This is a genomic window from Bacillus sp. 2205SS5-2 (assembly GCF_037024155.1).
Lineage (GTDB): Bacteria > Bacillota > Bacilli > Bacillales > Bacillaceae_K > Bacillus_CI.
In genome coordinates this window covers 1-18,810 of record NZ_JAYKTS010000013.1, presented here as the reverse complement: position 1 = coordinate 18,810, position 18,810 = coordinate 1, and the positions used below count along the sequence as shown (strand labels likewise).

Sequence of the window (18,810 nt, the reverse complement as noted above, 5' to 3'; positions counted from 1 at the left end):
AGTTTTAAAAAAAATGAAGGAAATGGATATTGGGGTGGGGGATAATATATGGAGATAGTTACAAGAAGGGGGAGGCAGCATGACGGTGAATCAGGAGCTTTATCAAAAATCTTTAGATAAAGGATGGGAAGAGACACAGTCTTATGATGTGAATAAGTTATTTTTGGTGGGATGATTCCAGTATTGGTGTTGGGAACACGTAATAGTAAATGGTTGAATGTATCAATGAAACGAGTGTATCCAATTATTCTGGTTGGTGTTCTTGTGCTTATTGGAAAGTTCCTATTTGCTGGACCTTCATTAGATGGGACTTTGCCTTTTGATGAAAGAGCGGTAAATCTGGGGTATAGAATTGGTTGTGTTCTACTTTTTTTATGGTGGAAAATAGTGCTGACGAAACCTTATCAGCAACATGTCATGACAGAAGGGGAGGACGAGCCTCTTTTGATAACAGCGATTATCTGGTCCGTCATTGGGAGAGTAATTGAAATGGTTTTTATAACAGGGTTCAAGGTATTGATCTAACAACAACGACTTCTTGATAGGGGTAGGAGGGGGGAAGACAATGGACGAGATGATTAGGAATAATCAAGTGCCAGTGATTGAACAGTACTTTGCTATGAAAAGCTATGAAGAGGCTGTACCATATATTCAGTTGCTTTTAGGAGAAAACCCGAATGATGCTGCCGCATTGTATTTTATGGCCGTAGTAGAGCTCTCAAGAGAAAACTTTCACGAAGTAAGAGTGTTATGCGAGAGGGCTATGCTAAACGGATATGATGAAGAGCGGTGCTTTTATGTAATTGCTACTACTTATAGAGAAGAAAAGAACTATAGAGAAGCGGAAAATGCCTATTTAAAGGCATTAGAAATAAGCCCTCATTCAGCAGAGGTTCATGCATCTTATGGCTATTTGATGTTTATTACAGGCTATGAAGAAAAGGCGATACGATTACTAGAAGAAGCGATGAGGATTGATCCATCTAGTGATCAAGTCAATCAATATGTTTTACTCTTCTACTTCGCAAAGTCGGATGAAGAAAATCAGTTGGCAAGGATTAAACAAATAATGGAAACATCCAGTAGTGAAGTGCAAAAGCTGGTCAATTTGGCTATCTATCACGATTTACGCCAGCAACCGAAACAAGCAAGGGAATTTGCAAGACAAGCGTTTTTACTTGATCCTACTAGCGACCACTTATTAGGCGTGTTAGAAACCTTAGATGAACAAATTCACCCACTATTCTTACCTATTCGATGGATGCAGAAGGTTGGGGGACCGGCCGTTGTTTGGATTGGTTTTATGGTAATGTCGTTTATTCTGAGTTGGTTAAATCAAGACACGATTCTACTCGTGTTTGTAGTTAGTTATATTCTTTTTTGTATTTATACTTGGATTGCACAACTACTTTATCAACGATTTGTGAAGGAGCGATTAGCATGAACAATCTTACAATATTAGAGGCGGTGGTCGAGAAGGATTCGGTCAATTACGAGGCTTGGTACTTGTTAGGGAAAGAATACATAAAGAATAATAGGTTGAAGGAAGGGCTTCATGCTTTTTCGTTAGCATTATCGCTTGAGAATGACGAAATGAAAGCGTTAGTGCAGCAATCGTTAGCTTCTTATCTTTCCTCTTCGGAAGAGACTGTTTTCTCAATGGAAGAAGAGAAAGCTCTCGATGCGTCAAAAGAAGATTCGTTGAAAAGAGAATCTAGTAAACTAGAAGTGATAAAAGGAAATAAGCCAGCAAAGGTTCTTCCATTTGTTGAGAAAAAACCGAAGCCGGTTACCTTTGAGGACGTAGGTGGATTAGAAGCATTAAAGAAGACGATTGAAATGAAAATCATTAAGCCATTCGTGAATCCAGGACTTTTTTCTAAGTTTAAGAAGAAATCTGGTGGAGGTATTCTACTTTTTGGTCCTCCGGGATGCGGCAAAACTTTTATCGCCAAAGCTACTGCTGGTGAAATTGGGGCGAATTTCTACCCTGTGCACATTACGGATATTCTCGATCCCTATTTTGGAGCGAGTGAGCAAAATTTACATCAAATGTTTGAAACGGCAAGAGCTAATCGACCGTCTGTCTTATTTTTTGATGAAGTAGATACGATTGGCTATAGTCGTTCGAAATCTACGTCCGATACCATGAGGCCGTTAGTGGATTCAATGCTAACAGAGATGGAAAGCGTCGATACAAATACAGACAAGTTACTCGTTATTGGGGCTACTAATATGCCATGGGATGTGGATGCGGCATTCAAGCGACCTGGTCGTTTTGATAAGTTAGTGTTTGTTCCACCACCAGACAAAGAAGCTAGAAAACAAATCTTTGCATTAAAGCTAGACGGCAAGCCCGTTGAAGAAGCACTTCAATTAGAGTTACTCGCTGCAAAAACAGAAAACTATTCTGGAGCAGATATTGATAATGTGATAGAGACGGCCATTGAATCGGTTCTAAATGAAATAATGGATACAAATGAGGAAAGGCATATTTCAATGCACGACTTATTACAAGCAATTGAAGAAACTACTCCTAGCACACTCGAATGGATGAACACAATAAAAAACTATATAAAATATTCGAATCAAAGTGGACTATATAGTGACGTAGCTAAGTATTTGAAGTGAAGCCAGAGAGATAAGCCAGGGGGACGGTCCCTCTGGCTCCCCATACAGGCTTTAAAAATTCCTTCTCAAATGAATAGGTAGAATCCTGTTAATAGTGAACCTTAATAAAGTTGTCATATTTTTATAGTGAAGAACATTGGGGAATATCTGTATATATCATATGGTAAAATATACAAAAAGACTCTTGGCGGTGACAATGATGACTAAACACTTATTTAAACTAGATAAAGAGCTACTAGATTTACAAGCGATGGAGATGGATGAATCTTTACTTCATTTTTTTCAGCGCTTTGAAGGAGTTCCTGATACTTTTGAAATGGTGAATGATCGCGGGGTTACTAGAAAATTCACATTGAATTGGGACGATAAAACATTACGAGGAAGAGGAATAAAAGGTTTTTTCTCTCCCTATGTATCCGAGTATTTATTCATAGAACAGACACCTGATGGAATCATTCGCATCTCAGCTGCAGAAAGCCGAAAACCGAAGACAGACGAATTTGCTATCACACCTGCTAATAAGGAACGCATTGAAACCGTTTTATCTGCGATGACCGAGTTTAAACAAGCTCCGGAAAAATGGTTTCAGTTGTACCAAATGTCTCAGGATTTTCAGTTTAATGCCAAGGATGACCAATTGATTTGTTTGCCGTATATTCGGGAAGCCGAAGTATATCAATATCAATTGAATACGGTGAAAGCTGTTATGAATCGCTTCAAAGGAAGGGCTCTATTAGGTGATGAGGTAGGGCTCGGAAAAACTGTTGAAGCCGGTATGGCAATGTTAGAGTATTTGATGCGCGGGCTTGCCAAAAAAATTCTCATTCTCACCCCCCCTTCACTTGTTCAACAATGGGAAAATGAAATGAAAAGAAAATTCAATCAGGATTTCATTAAGGCGGATGATCCAGCCTTCAAAAAAATGAGCGGCGGGGGCTGGTCACACTATAACAAAGTGATTGCCTCTATAGCTCTGGCCAAAAGAAAGAATCACCGCGAACTCATTTTTGATCAGCATTATGATTTGGTGATTATTGACGAAGCTCATCATCTGAAAAACCGTAACACGGAAGCATGGAAGTTTGTGAATGGAATCAATAAAAAGTATATCTTCCTTTTGACAGCCACACCGGTTCAAAATCACTTGGAAGAGCTTTATAATTTAATCACTCTACTCAAGCCTGGTCAATTAAAGACCTATAGTTATTTTAAGAAGAACTTTGTCGAAAGCAATGACGGCATAGAAGCAAAGAATGTTGATAAGCTAAAAGGATTGCTATCTGATGTCATGATTCGAAATAAAAGAAGTAATGTCGATGTTCAGTTTACAAAAAGAAAAGCTTTCACGCAAACAATTGAATTGCCACCTGCTGAAAAGGAATTATATCAAGAAATCAGTCTGTTTATTCGTACTAAGTACAAGGAAGAAAAATCTTCCCTCAATCGATTCCAGCTTAAGAATTTACAGGAACAAATGGGAAGCACCTATACTTCAGTCCTACATTCACTCGAAACTCTCTCTACTAATAAAAATCTGGTTGAAACGGATCAACAAACCTTAAAAGAATTTGTCAGCAAAACAAAGAAAATTGTCAATGACGAGTCAGTCCAAAACCCAAAAATCCAACAACTTATCTCTATTTTGACTGACTTTAATGATAAAATGCTCATTTTCACCAAGTATAAATCAACACAAGCCTTTCTTGCCCGTGTCTTAAAAGAGAATGGCTTTAAAGTAGCTGAATTTCATGGTGGTTTAAGGAGAAAGGAAAAGGAAGATCAGGTTACTTTTTTCAAGGAAGACGCAGATGTTTTGGTGAGTACGGAGGTCGGTGGTGAAGGACGTAATCTTCAGTTTTGTAACGGGATGATTAACTTCGACTTACCCTGGAATCCTATGGCGATTGAACAGAGAATTGGTCGAATTCATCGAATTGGTCAGACTCGCGATGTGTTTGTCTATAATTTAGTGGCCAAAGATACGATTGAAGACTATATTCTCAATTTATTAGATCGTAAGATTAATATGTTTGAGCTTGTGGTTGGGGAAGTTGATGCGATTCTTGGGGATGTTGAGGAGAAAGAAGATTTCGCTGATTTGATGATGAATGCTTGGGTTTTGTCGGATAATCCAGCTGAAATTGAAAGAGAGCTAGATCAGATTGGTGATAAAATGTTTGAAAATAAACAGAAGCTATTGAAGCAAAAGAAGCTGGATGAATATTTGTTTTAATTTCGAAAATCAGCCTCCTTTTTTCAAAGGAATGAAGGGGTTGATTTTTTTCAATAGGAGGATTAGGTGATGGAATTACAAAGATTTGTGACCAATGTGATTGAGGGTTTTGGGGGGATGGTGGTGCCGGTTGAATATGCTCTCTGTCATGTTCTTATTCCCGAGGAGTACAAGGGGTATTTTCAAAATAAATCTGAGTTTGAGCTATCGTTTGACTATGAAGTGGCTCAGGAGAATCCTAGCTCGGAATTTGTTACTTTTGGTAGTTTTGTTTTAGAGCAGGTATTGGAGATTGCTCACAAAAAGGCGGTCAGTACGATGCGATTTGCCGAAATTGAACGGTTAACACTGGCGTATCCGCTCAAGAAGATTCACCAATATCTTCAGGATGATGCTGGTAAGCCTCATATAGTGAGTGAAACAAAGGTAATGGGCATTTGGGCTGTTTATCAATTTCAGATCGCTTTTGTTTCGGATGAAAAAGAGCTGCGGTCGGAGCAGGTCTGGGTAAATTTAATCACGGGGAAGGTTTGTAGGACCATGAAGCAGGAACAACATCGGATTGTCTACCATAATGAGCCGGTTTACACATATCCTCTTGCGGAAGAGTTCAATATTTTTGATGGTTATGAGGTCGCCTATGACCACATCAGGCAAAATACTGAGAGTGAAAGAAAGCAACGTTCCCAGGAGACCTCGATAAAAAAGGATTTAGAAAGAATTGAGTCCTATTATCAGGAATTGCTTTCAGAGAACGGTAGGAAAGCTTCACGAAAAGGGATTAGTCACGATAAGAAGCAAAATCTACTAAAAAAAGCAACAGCAATCGAATTAGAAAAAAACAAACAAATTCAAGAAATTAAGGACAAATACAACGAGAAAATCGAGGTTTCACTTGATCATGGAATTCTGTATTTTATTCCACTCCTTAAATATAAAATTGAATCGCATTTCAGATCGACTAAGAAAGAAAGAACCTTATATCATAACCCGATTACGAAGCAATTTGATGATTGAGAGACCAGAGGGAGACCAGAGGGACGGTCCCTCTGGTCTCCAATCGAAATCGAGTCAGTATCATGCTATGATTACTACATAATGTAGATACTATGAGGAAGAAAAATTGACACCTCTAGCTATACTGTTATCCCAAGTTTTTCAAAAAGAACTTGGGTAGAAGGAGTGATTAATAGTGCTAATTCAATGCACAAAAAAACTATTAGATGAACTGAAAGTAACCCCTGATTCGGAAGTTGAGGAGAACCCTCTGTTTGCTTGGCATGCCAATTTATTAAATATAGGTCGAAAGAAGACGGTTGTACTGGTGAATGATGCGAATCGTTATGCCATTGTTCTTTATGGATTGAAGGCAAAAGATATGAAGAATATTGATCAGTTGATTCGACAAGCAATTCAAAAAACCTTTCAAGCGGAAAGTATGAAGGATGAAGTCATTGAGCAGTTCATTCAGCAGGCAAATAGGCTAGTTTTTGCGAAAACAAAAGATAGAACCTCTGTGGCAAGGATGAACAAAGTATGCGAGAATGTTTATTGTTTTGAGGACGTTCTGGATCATGAGTCCATTATTCAGGCTGAAATGAGCACGAAGATTAACACTCTGTTAGCAGGAGACGGAAAAAATAGCTACATATATCCGAACGAAGAACTGTACAAGCAATTGGAAGTGTGGGTAGGTCAAGCGATATTTCAGTCAGAAGCGGTCGAGCTTAAAATCACATTGGAGCTTGAGAATTTCTCCGTTTGGCGTAGAATTACCGTGCCAGTGAACTTCACTTTTGAGAAATTACATCATGTAGTACAAGCGGCTTTTGGTTGGGAAAATTGTCATCTTCATGAATTTAATCTTTATCCCAGCACTAGCGGTGACAATGTCATACCCATCACCAACGAGAAGCCATTTTTGAATTTAGTAGGCAGTAGGGAAGCCTTTAACTTTCCCAATGATGTCCCCGTGAAAATGGAAACGGGTATCAAGCTCGTTGACTATTTGTCGGCAAAGATTGAATACAATTATGACTTCGGCGATGGCTGGCAGCACATAATTGAGGTAGAAAAAGTAATAGATGATTATCGACTCAACTATCCAATCTGCCTAGCTGGTGAAGGAAACGCTCCACCAGAAGATGTCGGCGGAGAACCAGGATACGAAGAATTTATACGTATTATTGGTGACGAAACGCACCCAGATTATGAACATATGGTGAGTTGGGGGAGAGGACAAGGGTATCGGGAGTTTGATATGAAGGACGTGAATAGACGACTTCGAAACGGGGGATGAAACTTTTCCTTCTATAATTGCTTTAATTTTGTAAATTGGTAAAATGGAAATAGACTGGGTTGTTCTTGCAAAGTTCATTGCTTTTCGACCAGCCTATGAGCGGTGATATCGCTTTGTTCCGGGCATCATTTCGTCTGTTTTTTGATGGAAATCAACAGTAAAATGTAGGATTTAGTCAGAAATCAAATGAAATAGCCTCAATCTGTATGAAAAGAGTCATAGGAAAAGAGCCTAACCAAAAGGGAAGAACTACTGTAGTAATTTTATGGATGGTTGATTAAAATGAATTCCACACGATTTATAGATAGGAGGGAATACTTAATGAATATACTTGTCACAGGTGGAGCGGGTTATATCGGTTCACATACATGTGTCGCTTTACTCGAAGCCGGACATAATGTGGTGATTGCGGATAATCTTTGTAACAGTAAGTTAGAAACAATTGAGAAAATTAAGCAGATTGCTGGAAAAGAGGTTACTTTTTATCAAGTAGATGTTACGGACAAAGAGAAAGTGAATGATCTTTTTTCTACACACGAGTTTGATGGCGTGATCCATTTTGCTGGACTGAAAGCAGTGGGAGAGTCAGTCGAGAAGCCATTAGCTTATTATTTTAATAATATCGTGAGTACGATGGCATTATCAGAAGCTTGTTTGAAATATGATGTCAATCGCTTTGTGTTTAGTTCTTCAGCAACGGTTTATGGAGATAACCATGTCCCATTTGTGGAAACGATGGACCTTTTACCTACGACTAACCCATATGGTGAAACGAAAGCAATGAGTGAAAGGATTTTAACCGATATTAGCAAGGCGAATCCAGCTTTTTCTGTTTCACTCTTACGTTATTTTAATCCAGTCGGGGCTCATGAATGTGGGTTAATTGGAGAAGCACCAAACGGGATTCCGAATAATTTAATGCCTTATGTTACACAAGTGGCGAAAGGAAAGCTTAAGAAATTAAGCGTTTTTGGAAACGACTATCCGACCGTGGATGGGACCGGAGTTCGTGATTATATTCATGTAACGGACTTAGCAGAGGGTCATGTAGCCGCCTTGGATCATCTTACAGCAGGTGTTCATATCTACAACTTGGGGACGGGTAATGGTACGAGTGTACTGGAATTGGTGAGAGCTTTTGAAGAAGCGAATGAGATGGAAGTTCCTTTTGAAGTGGTTGATCGTAGACCAGGCGATATTGCTTCTTGTTACGCCGATGCGTCGAAGGCTGAAAGAGAACTTGGCTGGACCGCTAAGCTTGATATTTTTGCGATGTGCAAAGATTCATGGAGATTTGAGAAGAATTATAGCGAGTGAGTAGGGACAAGGGGACGTATCTTGTCCCTACTTTTATGAAGAAAACAATTTTAATGGGTATTAAAGTGGGACGAGGGACTGTACCTCCATCCCACCTCTCAATAGCATCGAAGAAAGTTTTACGCTATAATTCTAACTAGTATTCATATATGACTGTTTTCGCAAAGATTGTGGCTTTTCGAATCAGTCTATAAACGTTGATATAGCTTCGTTTAGGGCATCACTTCGACTATTATTGATGGAAATCATCAGTGAAATGGGCAATTTAATTAAAAATATGATGAAATAGCCACAATGTATTCGAAAAGAGCCTTATGAAAAGAGCTTTATATATTGAAGATAATGTAAAAGGGACGTGTAGTAAATGAGAATAGCTGTAGCGGGCACCGGATACGTAGGACTATCCAATGCCGTATTATTATCGCAGCACAACGAAGTTATCGCTGTGGATATTGTAGAAGAAAAAGTGGAAATGATTAATCGCCAAGAGTCACCTATTGTTGATCATGAAATCGAACAGTTTTTAACAATGAAAACGCTTAATCTATCAGCGACTACGGATCAAGTTCTAGCATATAAAGATGCCGAGTTTGTCATTATAGCGACACCGACAGACTATGATGCAGAGAAAAATTATTTCAATACAAAATCAGTTGAAAATGTGATTGAGACGGTTTTAGATATCAATCCAAATGCGGTGATGGTAATTAAATCGACCGTTCCTGTTGGCTATACAAAAGAAATAAGAGAAAAATATGGTACCAATAGTATCATCTTTTCACCAGAATTTTTGCGTGAAGGGAAAGCTCTTTACGATAATCTGCATCCATCGAGAATAATTGTTGGAGAGCAATCTCACCGGGCGGAGACATTTGCAGCCCTATTAATGGAAGGTGCAATAAAAAAAGATGTTCCAGTTTTATTTACTGACTCCACAGAAGCAGAAGCTGTGAAATTATTTTCGAACACGTATTTAGCACTTCGTGTGGCGTATTTTAACGAGCTCGACACCTACGCGGAGGTGAAAGGGTTAAATACAAAACAGATCATCGAAGGAGTTGGATTAGATCCTCGAATTGGGGATCATTATAATAATCCTTCGTTTGGATATGGTGGTTATTGTCTTCCGAAAGATACGAAGCAGTTGAGAGCGAACTACGATGATGTTCCGAATAACATTATCCAAGCAATCGTCGATGCGAATTCAACGCGAAAAGACCACATCGCTTCAAAAATCGTCGAGCAAAACCCGGCAATAGTCGGTATATATCGACTAACGATGAAAACCGATTCGGATAACTTTAGAGCATCTTCCATCCAAGGCATCATGAAACGGATCAAAGCGAAAGGCATTGAAGTTGTCGTGTTTGAGCCAGTGTTAGGAGAGGATACATTCTATAACTCCAGGGTTATTAAGGATTTGGCTGAGTTTAAGCAGATGTCGGATGTTATTGTGTCTAATCGTTTAGATGCTGAGTTAGCGGATGTTGCAGAAAAAGTTTATACGAGAGATCTTTATCAAAGAGATTAACAATTATTATTAAAGATCGTTTGAATCCAATGAACCATTCGAATTTAGTGAATACTATTATTGAGCTGAAGAATTCCCTTTTCTATTCGCATAGAAGGGGGAATTTTTTACTTTAAGGCTCATTTCGTATACTTCGTTGCTCTTGACACAAAGAAAAAACAGGCCGTAGGGTTTTTTCGATTGATTTCTTCTTTTTTATCTAAAAATGAAGAATTTCTCATTATGAAAAGAGCACGAAGTCATACAAGTCAAGGGATTCCTTCTTATACGAAAATCCACAATCTTTGCTAAAACAGCCTACATTAATGAAGTCTGTCAGGATCCTTGATGATTCAGTGATTTCGTTTGAAAAAGCTGTTTTCACACAGTTTGTTACTTTCCGTACCAGTCTATAACTTATGATTTTGCTTTGTTTCGAGGCATCATTTCGTCTGTTTATAATGGAAATCAACAGAGTAATGAAGGATTCAATCAAAAAGTAGATGAAAAAGGCAGATTGCATACGAAATGAGCCTTTAAAAAAGATGAACCGAAAACGATTATTTTTCCGATTTGTACCCTGAAGAGGATAGTGACTTTCATTGCCAAAATAGCTCTGTAAAAAAACAGTCCTTTCTTTCCCGTAAAGGTAGAAAGGACTGTTGAGTTAGATTCGTTTAGTTTTGAGTAGCTTCAGCAAGTTCTGAATCGGTAGCAACAGCGCTTATCCCACCAAGAATAGTCACATTCACTATTTGGCGATTTTTGATGAGATCTTCAGTTACAGGAGGTAAAGCATTCGTTTTTGTGAACAGAATAGGGCTTTGTCTTTTGGCAGCTAAAGCAGCTCCTGTTAGAGCATCTGGAAAACTATATCCAGTGGCAACGAAGGCTTCGTGATGGCCGATACTGAGTTCTTTAATAATGTCTCTGGCAGTTTCAAACCGATCAACTCCACCTAGTCTTGTAACTTTGGAATGAATGCTATCTGCAATCTTCTTGCTTACCACAGCTTCACTGCCAACGATGATAACTTCATCTTTTTGATTAAGAAGCTGGAGCGTTTTTTTATCCAATCCCTCTTTATTCGTCAGGAAAATTGGCACTGCATGCTGTGCGGCGTATGGGGCAATCGCTAGAGCATCAGGGAAGTTAAATCCTGTTGCTACAATTGCTTTTGAATTGCTTGTACCAAGGTGGTTAGCAATAGCAATGGCAGTTTCAAATCGATCTTTTCCTGAGAGACGATTGACGCTTAGTCCCATTTCTTTACTTAATTCATCTTGAACAGTAGTAGAAACAGCAGAAGTTCCGCCCAAAATAATCGCTTTTGATGCACCAAGACGAACAATTTCTTCTTGCACTGCTTTTGGTAAGCTATTTTTCTCTGTTAAAAGAATAGGGGCATCATATTTACTAGACAGCGTCGTGCCAGCAAGTGCATCTGGAAAATCATCGCCCCTAGCAATAATCACATTGTCGGTCCCTTCATACCAACCATCCTTTGAGATTTCAATAGCTGTCTCATAGCGACTTTCTCCTGATAGCCTTGATGTAATTGGTTGTAGATAGGCAGAAGAAACGTAACCAACCTGCCCTGCGGAAGGGCCGTCAATTATTTTCACTTTATAGCGAACCCAATGTCTATTGCTAGAAAAACCACTAGTTTTCACGTGATGCATTTCCTCTAAAATCTCCACGAGAGTTTGGGCAGATAGTTTAGTGAGGAAATTTCCCTCCATGTTGCGGTAGAAACTTACCTCTTTAGTAATTTGAGCTATATCCGCTTTTGCAAAATTAAGGCTTGAGTGTGTATATAGACGGTCGTTGTCTACGTATCTCTCAACGTTAAATTTAATAGGAACCTTTTTAGTAGGGTCATAATCAAAGTCTTTTGTAGTAAAGGGTAATCTTTGCAGTGAATAGTCATCTACGAAGCTACCAGTCTCAATTTTACGCCATACTTCTTCTTGATAGGCGTCATCATTTACTTTTCCTGAGTCTTTCACAAGAGGACTATTGGTAGGATAGGTCCCATTATAGGCCATAACGGCAAAATACCAGTTTTCAATGATGTTTCGATTACCTTGATTAATGACAGGCAATGAAGGGTTATTCCATTTGTCATTTAAAATGTGTAAGCCTGCATCGACGTTATAGCAAACATTCTCAATGAGTAATTCCTTGTCAAAGTCCCCCGTTTCCAAACTTGTGACTTGCATTAAGCCGAAGCCGTCGGGTTTCCCGTCCCCATCATCATCATTTACTGCTTCATAATCCCATGAGCCGTTTTCTTGACTAACAATTCCTTTTACGATCTCAGGTGGAATATGATATTCCTTGGCTTTATCTGTTAAGAGTTGATTAACTTCTAATAAGTTAGTTGCATTCACCGAACAAGGATATTCATCTGCATTCGTGTTATTAGCAAAAATGAACAGTGTACTGCTTAGTAATAGCATGCTAGAAATAATTTTTGCGATTTTCATCGAGGTCCCCCTAAAGATTTGATTCTAACATTATACCATATTAAGGGAAAAATGGATTTGAGCTAGTTTAATAGACAAAAAAATATCGGGTTTAATTGATTGAAGGATAGAAAAAATTGGGGGGGACTGGTTTGTTTTGAAAAAAATGAGAATATCAAGATTAAAAGATTCACACCAGACAACTCTCTATTTTAGAGAGGCTGTTCTCGCAAAGTTTGTGGCTTTTCGAACCAGTCTATAAACAGTGATTTAACTTTGTTTCGGGCATCATTTTGTCTGTTTTAGATGGAAATCAATGAGAAGTGGGGGATTTAATCCAAAATCCGAAGAAATAGCCACAATGGATACGAAAAACTCGATGGCAGCGCTCACGTCACGCCGCCACCACCTATCATGAAAAAAAGTAATTTCAACCCCAATAGTGGTATAAACCCGATATGTTTGAGGCAAACTTACTAATTTGGCGATACCTAAATATGCCTCTTTTCATACAAAGAGAATTTTGTTAAAACATCATTGTGAGAAGCGTAATTATGAGGATATATACACAATATTTGATCTTACTACTAGAAAAAGTGGTAGAGAGACATTACTTCAGTTGATAGTAATGCTAAATCTTTCTAGACCATCATCATATCCAGTAATTTCACTTGCTTTGACTGGTAAGTAGTCAATACCGTCGAAACGGAGAGTGTGGAATCCGACAAAACTAGAGGATATTTGTAAATTATTGATGAAAAACTACTCTTTAGCCTATGAGTGATATGAAATATAATGGGATTCATCACTAGGAAGGGGAGTTTTTTCATGAAGAGGTTATCGATATTTTTGGTTGCTTTCCTGTTAATTGTGAATTGTGGTTATTGGTCAACGAGGGCTAGTGCAAGTGAGATGGATAGCCAATCGTTTAAGGCAGAAATTGAAAAAACATCAGAACATTTTACTTCTACAAAACTTGAGGATGAAAAGCTTAGTAGGTTAAAAGAATCTTTGCATGGAAATAATATGATGGTAGAAACGATGACTGTAGGAGAAGTTTATGAACAAGAACCAAATGATTCATTTAACCTAGCTGATTACATGGAACTTGATGATGTGGTTATTGGTAGTTTTGGTTGGTCAAACGATGTAGATATCTTTAGACTAGATACAACCGAGATGAAAGATATTTTTCTATACGGGGTGACCGAAACGGCGTTCAATGACCTTGGTTTCTTACTATTTTCTCCTACGGAAGAACCAATCTATCCTGATGATGGCTTTGTAGATGGAAGTGAAAAACTTCTCGCTTATTACGCATTACCACCTGGTACCTATTACTTGGTCGCTCTAGACTTAAATGAGAACGGAGGAAATGGCCTATACGGGCTAACCGCTTTTGCAGGTGAAACAGAGTATTATGAAAATACATTTAGGATTGCTGGGGAAAATCGCCACGAAACAGCTATTGAAATCTCCAATGTTGGTTGGCCGGATGGTGCTCATACGGTCGTATTAGCGAGGGATAACACCTTTCCAGATGCCCTAGCTGGAGCCCCATTAGCTTATCAAGAGGATGCTCCGATTCTTTTGAATCCGAAAGACGAACTGCATAATGCGGTGAGGGAACAAATACAATATTTAGAAGCTGAAAATGTGATTATTTTAGGTGGTACGAGTGCTATTTCTTTAAAAGTTGAACAAGAATTAAGAAATAGCGGGTTAAATGTAATGAGAATAGGGGGTAAATCTCGGTATGAAACGGCAGCCCTTATAGCGGACCAATTAGATACATACGATGAGGCCATCATTGCTTATGGTGGGAATTTCCCTGATGCATTGTCGATTGCCCCATATGCCGCTCATAATGGAATCCCGATTTTATTAACTGAAAAAGATCATTTGCCGAATGAAACGGCAACCGCTCTGAAGAGTGTTCACCAAACTGTGTTAGTCGGGGGGAGCGCGGCCATTTCAGAAAACGTGGAAAAGCAATTGTTTCAAAAGAACCCTACTAGAATCGCTGGAAAGGATCGGTTTGAAACTTCCGTCAATATTGCTAGTGAATTGAAAATCCCTATCGATATGGTTTCGATTGCAACGGGTGAAAATTTTGCCGATGCATTAACGGGCTCCGTTCTGGCAGCAAAATACTATCAACCTATTATTCTTGTCAAAAAAAATGAAATTCCTGCCCCTGTCCGAAACTACCTGATGGAAAAGGATTCATTATTTTATACAATTCTTGGCGGTGATGCTGCTGTATCACCAAATGTTGTAGAGGAATTAGCAAGCTATGTTGGAAATGAGTCTGCAGTTAATCCTACGAGTAGGTAATAAGTATCTCTAGCAGAGATGGCAGAAGATAGCAGATAATAGAGTATTTTGACAAAAAATGTTGTCGATGAGAAAAACTGTTAATATTAGAATTTTCAGTATAGAATTAGAGTATGAAACTATTAATTCTATTTTTATGAGGAGGATCTGATGTGCCATCCTACTATATGAAAGAAATTTGGACCCCACTTAAGTTAGTTGGCGTGAAAATATTTAGGTGTGAAAATAAACAAATTTTTATTAAAGTCTTCCAGAACCCCCGCAGGCGATTATTTAGATAAAGGTTGGAGAAAATATACTAATCTATGGAGATAACGTACGATAAAGGCAAAGCCATTGAAAAGTGGTGACGCAAAACTATAGGGGCTACTGTCTATCAGACAACGCTTGCCAGTTACCGAATTCGTATCTTATTTTTATAGAGATCTTTTAAACCTAGAATGAGGTTTTTTTTTATGTCCAAAACTTGAGACGCTTTGTTTCATATCGATAGTCGTCATTCAGAAGTAGTGAATAAATAGAAAAAATGGGTAGATATCGAAGAGGATTGGTGACTTTCCTCTTAGTAGTTGGTGGAGTGAATTGAGTCGTTATGAGGGGTTTCTGTGAAAATAGTGTTTTCATCTATCGGGAGGGAATTCCAAAACATAGGTTTTCTTGCATCCATTGCTGCTTTTTAAGCTAATTATTGGTAAAATCTTGCCTTTTGATTTCGTTCGAAAATCACGAAAAGATGCCCCGTAACCAATCTTTGTAGCAGAATATTCTACTTCAAAAACAGAATTATTTGTGAAAACAGCTTTAAAGGTTGAATAACTTGAACAATTCTAAGGAGAAGACCCAAGCACACTCGCTTCGCTAGAATATAAGTATAGTACATGTCATATTTTGGAGGGTAATATAATGAAGACAATCATCATCGACCCAGGACATGTTGGAAATGATCCAGGTGCTACCTTTCAATCTCCAAAAGAAGGTGTCCTTGCTCAACTCCAGCATTTATATGTATATTCCTCAACAGAAGACCTCTCTGAAGGGTATCCACTGGTAGATTCCAGATTCACACTTGTTCAAAGAGGGAGTGCTACCTACTGGACAAACCTCAATGGAAAATAGACAGTCCCTGGAACGAATTATGGTCAACGTATCTTAGGTATTCATCAATAAATGGTTCAGCATAAAATCAAAGAATTGGATGAAGAAAAAGCTGTGTTAGCAAGACTTAGAGAAAGGAGTTAGGGTTCTTAACCCTAACTCCTTTCTCTTGTTCTTTCAAATAATATTCTATTATTTGAAGTTCTCTACTCATTGATGAAACAGATGTTTTTCGTTCGATTTTAGCTCACACAGAACTCCATTTGAGGCTCTAAAGAGGACTCCTTTTTTCATGGGCTGTTTTTGCAAAGTTTGTTGCTTTTGGGATCGATCTTTAAACGGTGAAATAGCTTTGTTTCGGGCATCATTTTGTCTGTTTCTGATGGAGATCAACTATGAAATGGAGGATTTAGTCAAAAATCAGATGAAATAGCCCCAATGTGTACGAAAAGAGCCTTTGGAAAACAACGTTTAAGAAAGGGGCGGCATCTATTCGACTTTCCCAAAATGCTTATTATTTAATTTTGCGAAGACAATGCTAGTGTGAGAGAACGCTCAAAGAGAACCTTGTTTTAAAACAAGGTTCTCTTTGGGATTTAGCTATTATTTTTCTTTTGATCTCGGGCAGCTTGTTTTCTTTCTTTTTTGCTTTGGGTTAGTTCAGCACCAAATTCAGTATCAGTGGCATTATTTGCTGCAGCGGGTTGGTTTTGATTGTTTTTTTTAGACAATTTTCTTCCTCCTATGATTGTTTTTTGGCTATTACATCTATTATTATGTGCTTATTTTGGTAAATTATTTATATTTTTTTGGGGGTTTTTATCTGTTAATCGCTAATTTTTCACATTATAATAGAATGTGTTAGAAAGAGGGGGAAGTATGTAATGAAAAAAAATTTCATATTATTGTTATTTTCTATACTATTGCTTAATGTAATGACGTTTCCAGTTGTGGCTGAATCAGGAATTAATGAAGGAAAGAAGAATCAAAATCTGAATCCTTTCAACGAGGTCCTTATTTCAATACAAAATGGAGCGCCTACTCTTGAGATAATGGAAGAAGAGCCAAATGATATAATCGATGAGGCCAATGAGCTTACGTTCGAGCAATCGTTCAACCCTATCAACAGTGAACAGTTTGCTAAATTTGATACAGTAGATGATATTGATTATTACAAAATAGAAAATCCAAAAACTCAACATGTCTATTTGCTCGGATTAGAGGGTAGAGAGACTGATCTTGAAATTAACTTGTTAAACGTAAGCGAAGAAGAAATAATACCTGATTTTGTAAATCAAGATGGCGGTTCGAAGTGGCTAGCCTTTTATTTATTGCCAAAGGGCACTTATTATATTGCAACATCGGACTTGAACCGCGTAGGTGAAGGGGATTTTTATGGATTGAGTGCCATAACAGATGAAGTGATTCACTACTCTTTTGATCAATTTCGCATGTCAGGGCAAGACCGTTACGAGACAGCAAGTCAGATTGCCTTCTTTGGCGATCTATATACACCTGGAGGAAATACAATCATTCTAGCAAGAGATAACAATTTTCCAGATGCATTAGCAGGTGCACCACTTGCCTATCGGGAAAATGCACCAATTTTGTTAAATCCAAAGGATCGACTTCATAAAAGGGTGAAAGAGAATATACATATACTTGGAGCGAAGAAAGTTATTCTTTTAGGTGGAGAGGCAGCAATATCCGTCAGTGTGGAAAGTGAACTCATTGAGAATGGTCTCTCTGTAGAGCGAATTGGAGGGAAGAACCGCTTTGAAACAGCAGCCTTGATTGCACAGAAGTTAGGAGATTACGACCAGGCTGTGATTGCGGATGGGGGCAACTTCCCAGATGCATTATCAATAGCACCGTATGCAGCGTTCAAGGGGATACCAATATTACTAAGTGAGAAAAATAGGATACCAATTGAGACAAAAGCTGCGCTTCAATCAGTTGAGAAAACCATTATTGTAGGTGGCATAAATGCGATTTCTCAAAAAATAGAAGAGAAACTAGCCTATACAAACCCAATTCGGTTCTCAGGAAAAGATCGTTATGATACTTCTGTGAATATTTCTAATGCACTTGGTTATTCTGGTAAAAGTGTTATTTTCGCTACTGGACAAAATTTTGCAGATGCACTCACGGGTTCTATTCTAGCAGCGAAATATGGTGATCCTATTATTCTAGTTAAAAAGGAAGAAGTTCCGCCATCAGTCCAAACTTATATCAGACAAAATCAAACAGTGAAACAAACTGTCCTAGGTGGGGAGAATGTAATTACAGAAAAAGTACTCAAGAAACTTGAAGAGCTTGCAAACTAGTTTATTTAATTGGAAAAAGCTCGTATTCCATGAATACGAGCTTTTTTTGTGGAGTCATTAAATTCTAAAGGCAGCTTTCGCAAAAATTGCTGATTTTCGAACCAGTCTACAAACTGTTAGATAACTTTGCTTAAGGCCTTTTTTTGTCTATTTTGGATGAATATAAACAACAAAATGAAGAATTGAAACAAAAATTTGAAGAATAAAAACAATGTATACGAAACCCCCATGTCCTGTCAGACACCGCAATTGATGAAAATGAGGGTAAGCGGTTTAATGTTGCATGGAACTGTTCATCATGTTTATGCAGGTCTGAGGTCGCCTCTTTTTTGGTGGATAAAACCCCGTATACGAAACCGATCTAGTACATTCATGAGTATCGCTGATTGTTGCCATGAGCACGAGTATAAAAATACAAGCTCAAGAATGTATGACCTAGCATTATACATAGGATGAGATTGAATGGATCCTATTTTAGAACGAGTTGCTGGCTTAGATATTCATCAAGAGACGGTTGTAGCGTGTGCCCTTTATGGTTGTTTAGATCGGAATCCCAAAAAAGAAACGAAGACATTCGGGACTACGGTCAATGA

The 18,810-nt window shown here is 38.3% G+C and carries 13 protein-coding genes and 1 riboswitch; of the genes, 11 read left to right on the top strand and 2 right to left on the bottom strand.

The genetic code is table 11. The features are described from left to right. Positions 1–183: 183 nt before the first annotated feature. From U8D43_RS10410 to U8D43_RS10375, 8 genes are all read left to right on the top strand, one after another. Positions 184–525: a hypothetical protein gene (locus U8D43_RS10410; RefSeq protein ID WP_335871121.1), complete on the top strand. Its 342-nt coding sequence runs from the start codon at positions 184–186 to the stop codon at positions 523–525. Between the two features lie 40 nt (positions 526–565). After that, positions 566–1,444: a tetratricopeptide repeat protein gene (locus U8D43_RS10405; RefSeq protein ID WP_335871120.1), complete on the top strand. Its 879-nt coding sequence runs from the start codon at positions 566–568 to the stop codon at positions 1,442–1,444. Continuing rightward, the gene (locus tag U8D43_RS10400) at positions 1,441–2,631 is read left to right on the top strand and encodes an AAA family ATPase (protein WP_335871119.1); all 1,191 of its coding nucleotides are present in this window, start codon (positions 1,441–1,443) and stop codon (positions 2,629–2,631) included. Before U8D43_RS10405 ends, U8D43_RS10400 begins: the two co-directional genes overlap by 4 nt. Before the next feature lie 199 nt (positions 2,632–2,830). After that, complete coding sequence (locus tag U8D43_RS10395) at positions 2,831–4,864, top strand: DEAD/DEAH box helicase (RefSeq protein ID WP_335871118.1); 2,034 nt, start codon at positions 2,831–2,833, stop codon at positions 4,862–4,864. Between the two features lie 69 nt (positions 4,865–4,933). After that, positions 4,934–5,881, top strand: coding sequence for a hypothetical protein (locus U8D43_RS10390; protein WP_335871117.1), 948 nt, complete (start codon positions 4,934–4,936; stop codon positions 5,879–5,881). Positions 5,882–6,056: 175 nt separating this feature from the next. Beyond that, positions 6,057–7,163 (top strand): plasmid pRiA4b ORF-3 family protein, encoded by a 1,107-nt coding sequence (locus tag U8D43_RS10385; protein WP_335871116.1) that lies wholly within the window; start codon positions 6,057–6,059, stop codon positions 7,161–7,163. Between the two features lie 321 nt (positions 7,164–7,484). Then, a complete protein-coding gene (gene galE / locus U8D43_RS10380; RefSeq protein WP_335871115.1) occupies positions 7,485–8,480 on the top strand; it encodes a UDP-glucose 4-epimerase GalE in 996 nt (331 codons plus the stop codon). Between the two features lie 364 nt (positions 8,481–8,844). Then, positions 8,845–10,011, top strand: coding sequence for a nucleotide sugar dehydrogenase (locus U8D43_RS10375; protein ID WP_335871114.1), 1,167 nt, complete (start codon positions 8,845–8,847; stop codon positions 10,009–10,011). Between the two features lie 656 nt (positions 10,012–10,667). Here U8D43_RS10375 and U8D43_RS10370 read toward each other — a convergent pair. After that, positions 10,668–12,479, bottom strand: a complete 1,812-nt coding sequence (locus tag U8D43_RS10370; protein WP_335871113.1) for a cell wall-binding repeat-containing protein — start codon at positions 12,477–12,479, stop codon at positions 10,668–10,670. A gap of 807 nt (positions 12,480–13,286) precedes the next feature. Between U8D43_RS10370 and U8D43_RS10365 the strand changes: the two genes are divergently transcribed. Next, the gene (locus tag U8D43_RS10365) at positions 13,287–14,795 is read left to right on the top strand and encodes a cell wall-binding repeat-containing protein (protein WP_335871112.1); all 1,509 of its coding nucleotides are present in this window, start codon (positions 13,287–13,289) and stop codon (positions 14,793–14,795) included. Between the two features lie 316 nt (positions 14,796–15,111). Beyond that, positions 15,112–15,197: riboswitch (cyclic di-GMP riboswitch) on the top strand. A 501-nt stretch (positions 15,198–15,698) separates the two neighbouring features. Next, positions 15,699–15,911, top strand: a complete 213-nt coding sequence (locus tag U8D43_RS10360) for a hypothetical protein (protein WP_335871111.1) — start codon at positions 15,699–15,701, stop codon at positions 15,909–15,911. 575 nt (positions 15,912–16,486) lie between these two features. Here the strand turns inward: U8D43_RS10360 and U8D43_RS10355 are convergent. Next, the gene (locus U8D43_RS10355) at positions 16,487–16,621 is read right to left on the bottom strand and encodes a hypothetical protein (protein ID WP_335871110.1); all 135 of its coding nucleotides are present in this window, start codon (positions 16,619–16,621) and stop codon (positions 16,487–16,489) included. 153 nt (positions 16,622–16,774) lie between these two features. Here U8D43_RS10355 and U8D43_RS10350 point away from each other — a divergent pair, with 153 nt between their 5' ends. Continuing rightward, complete coding sequence (locus tag U8D43_RS10350; RefSeq protein ID WP_335871109.1) at positions 16,775–18,217, top strand: cell wall-binding repeat-containing protein; 1,443 nt, start codon at positions 16,775–16,777, stop codon at positions 18,215–18,217. Positions 18,218–18,810: the final 593 nt, after the last annotated feature.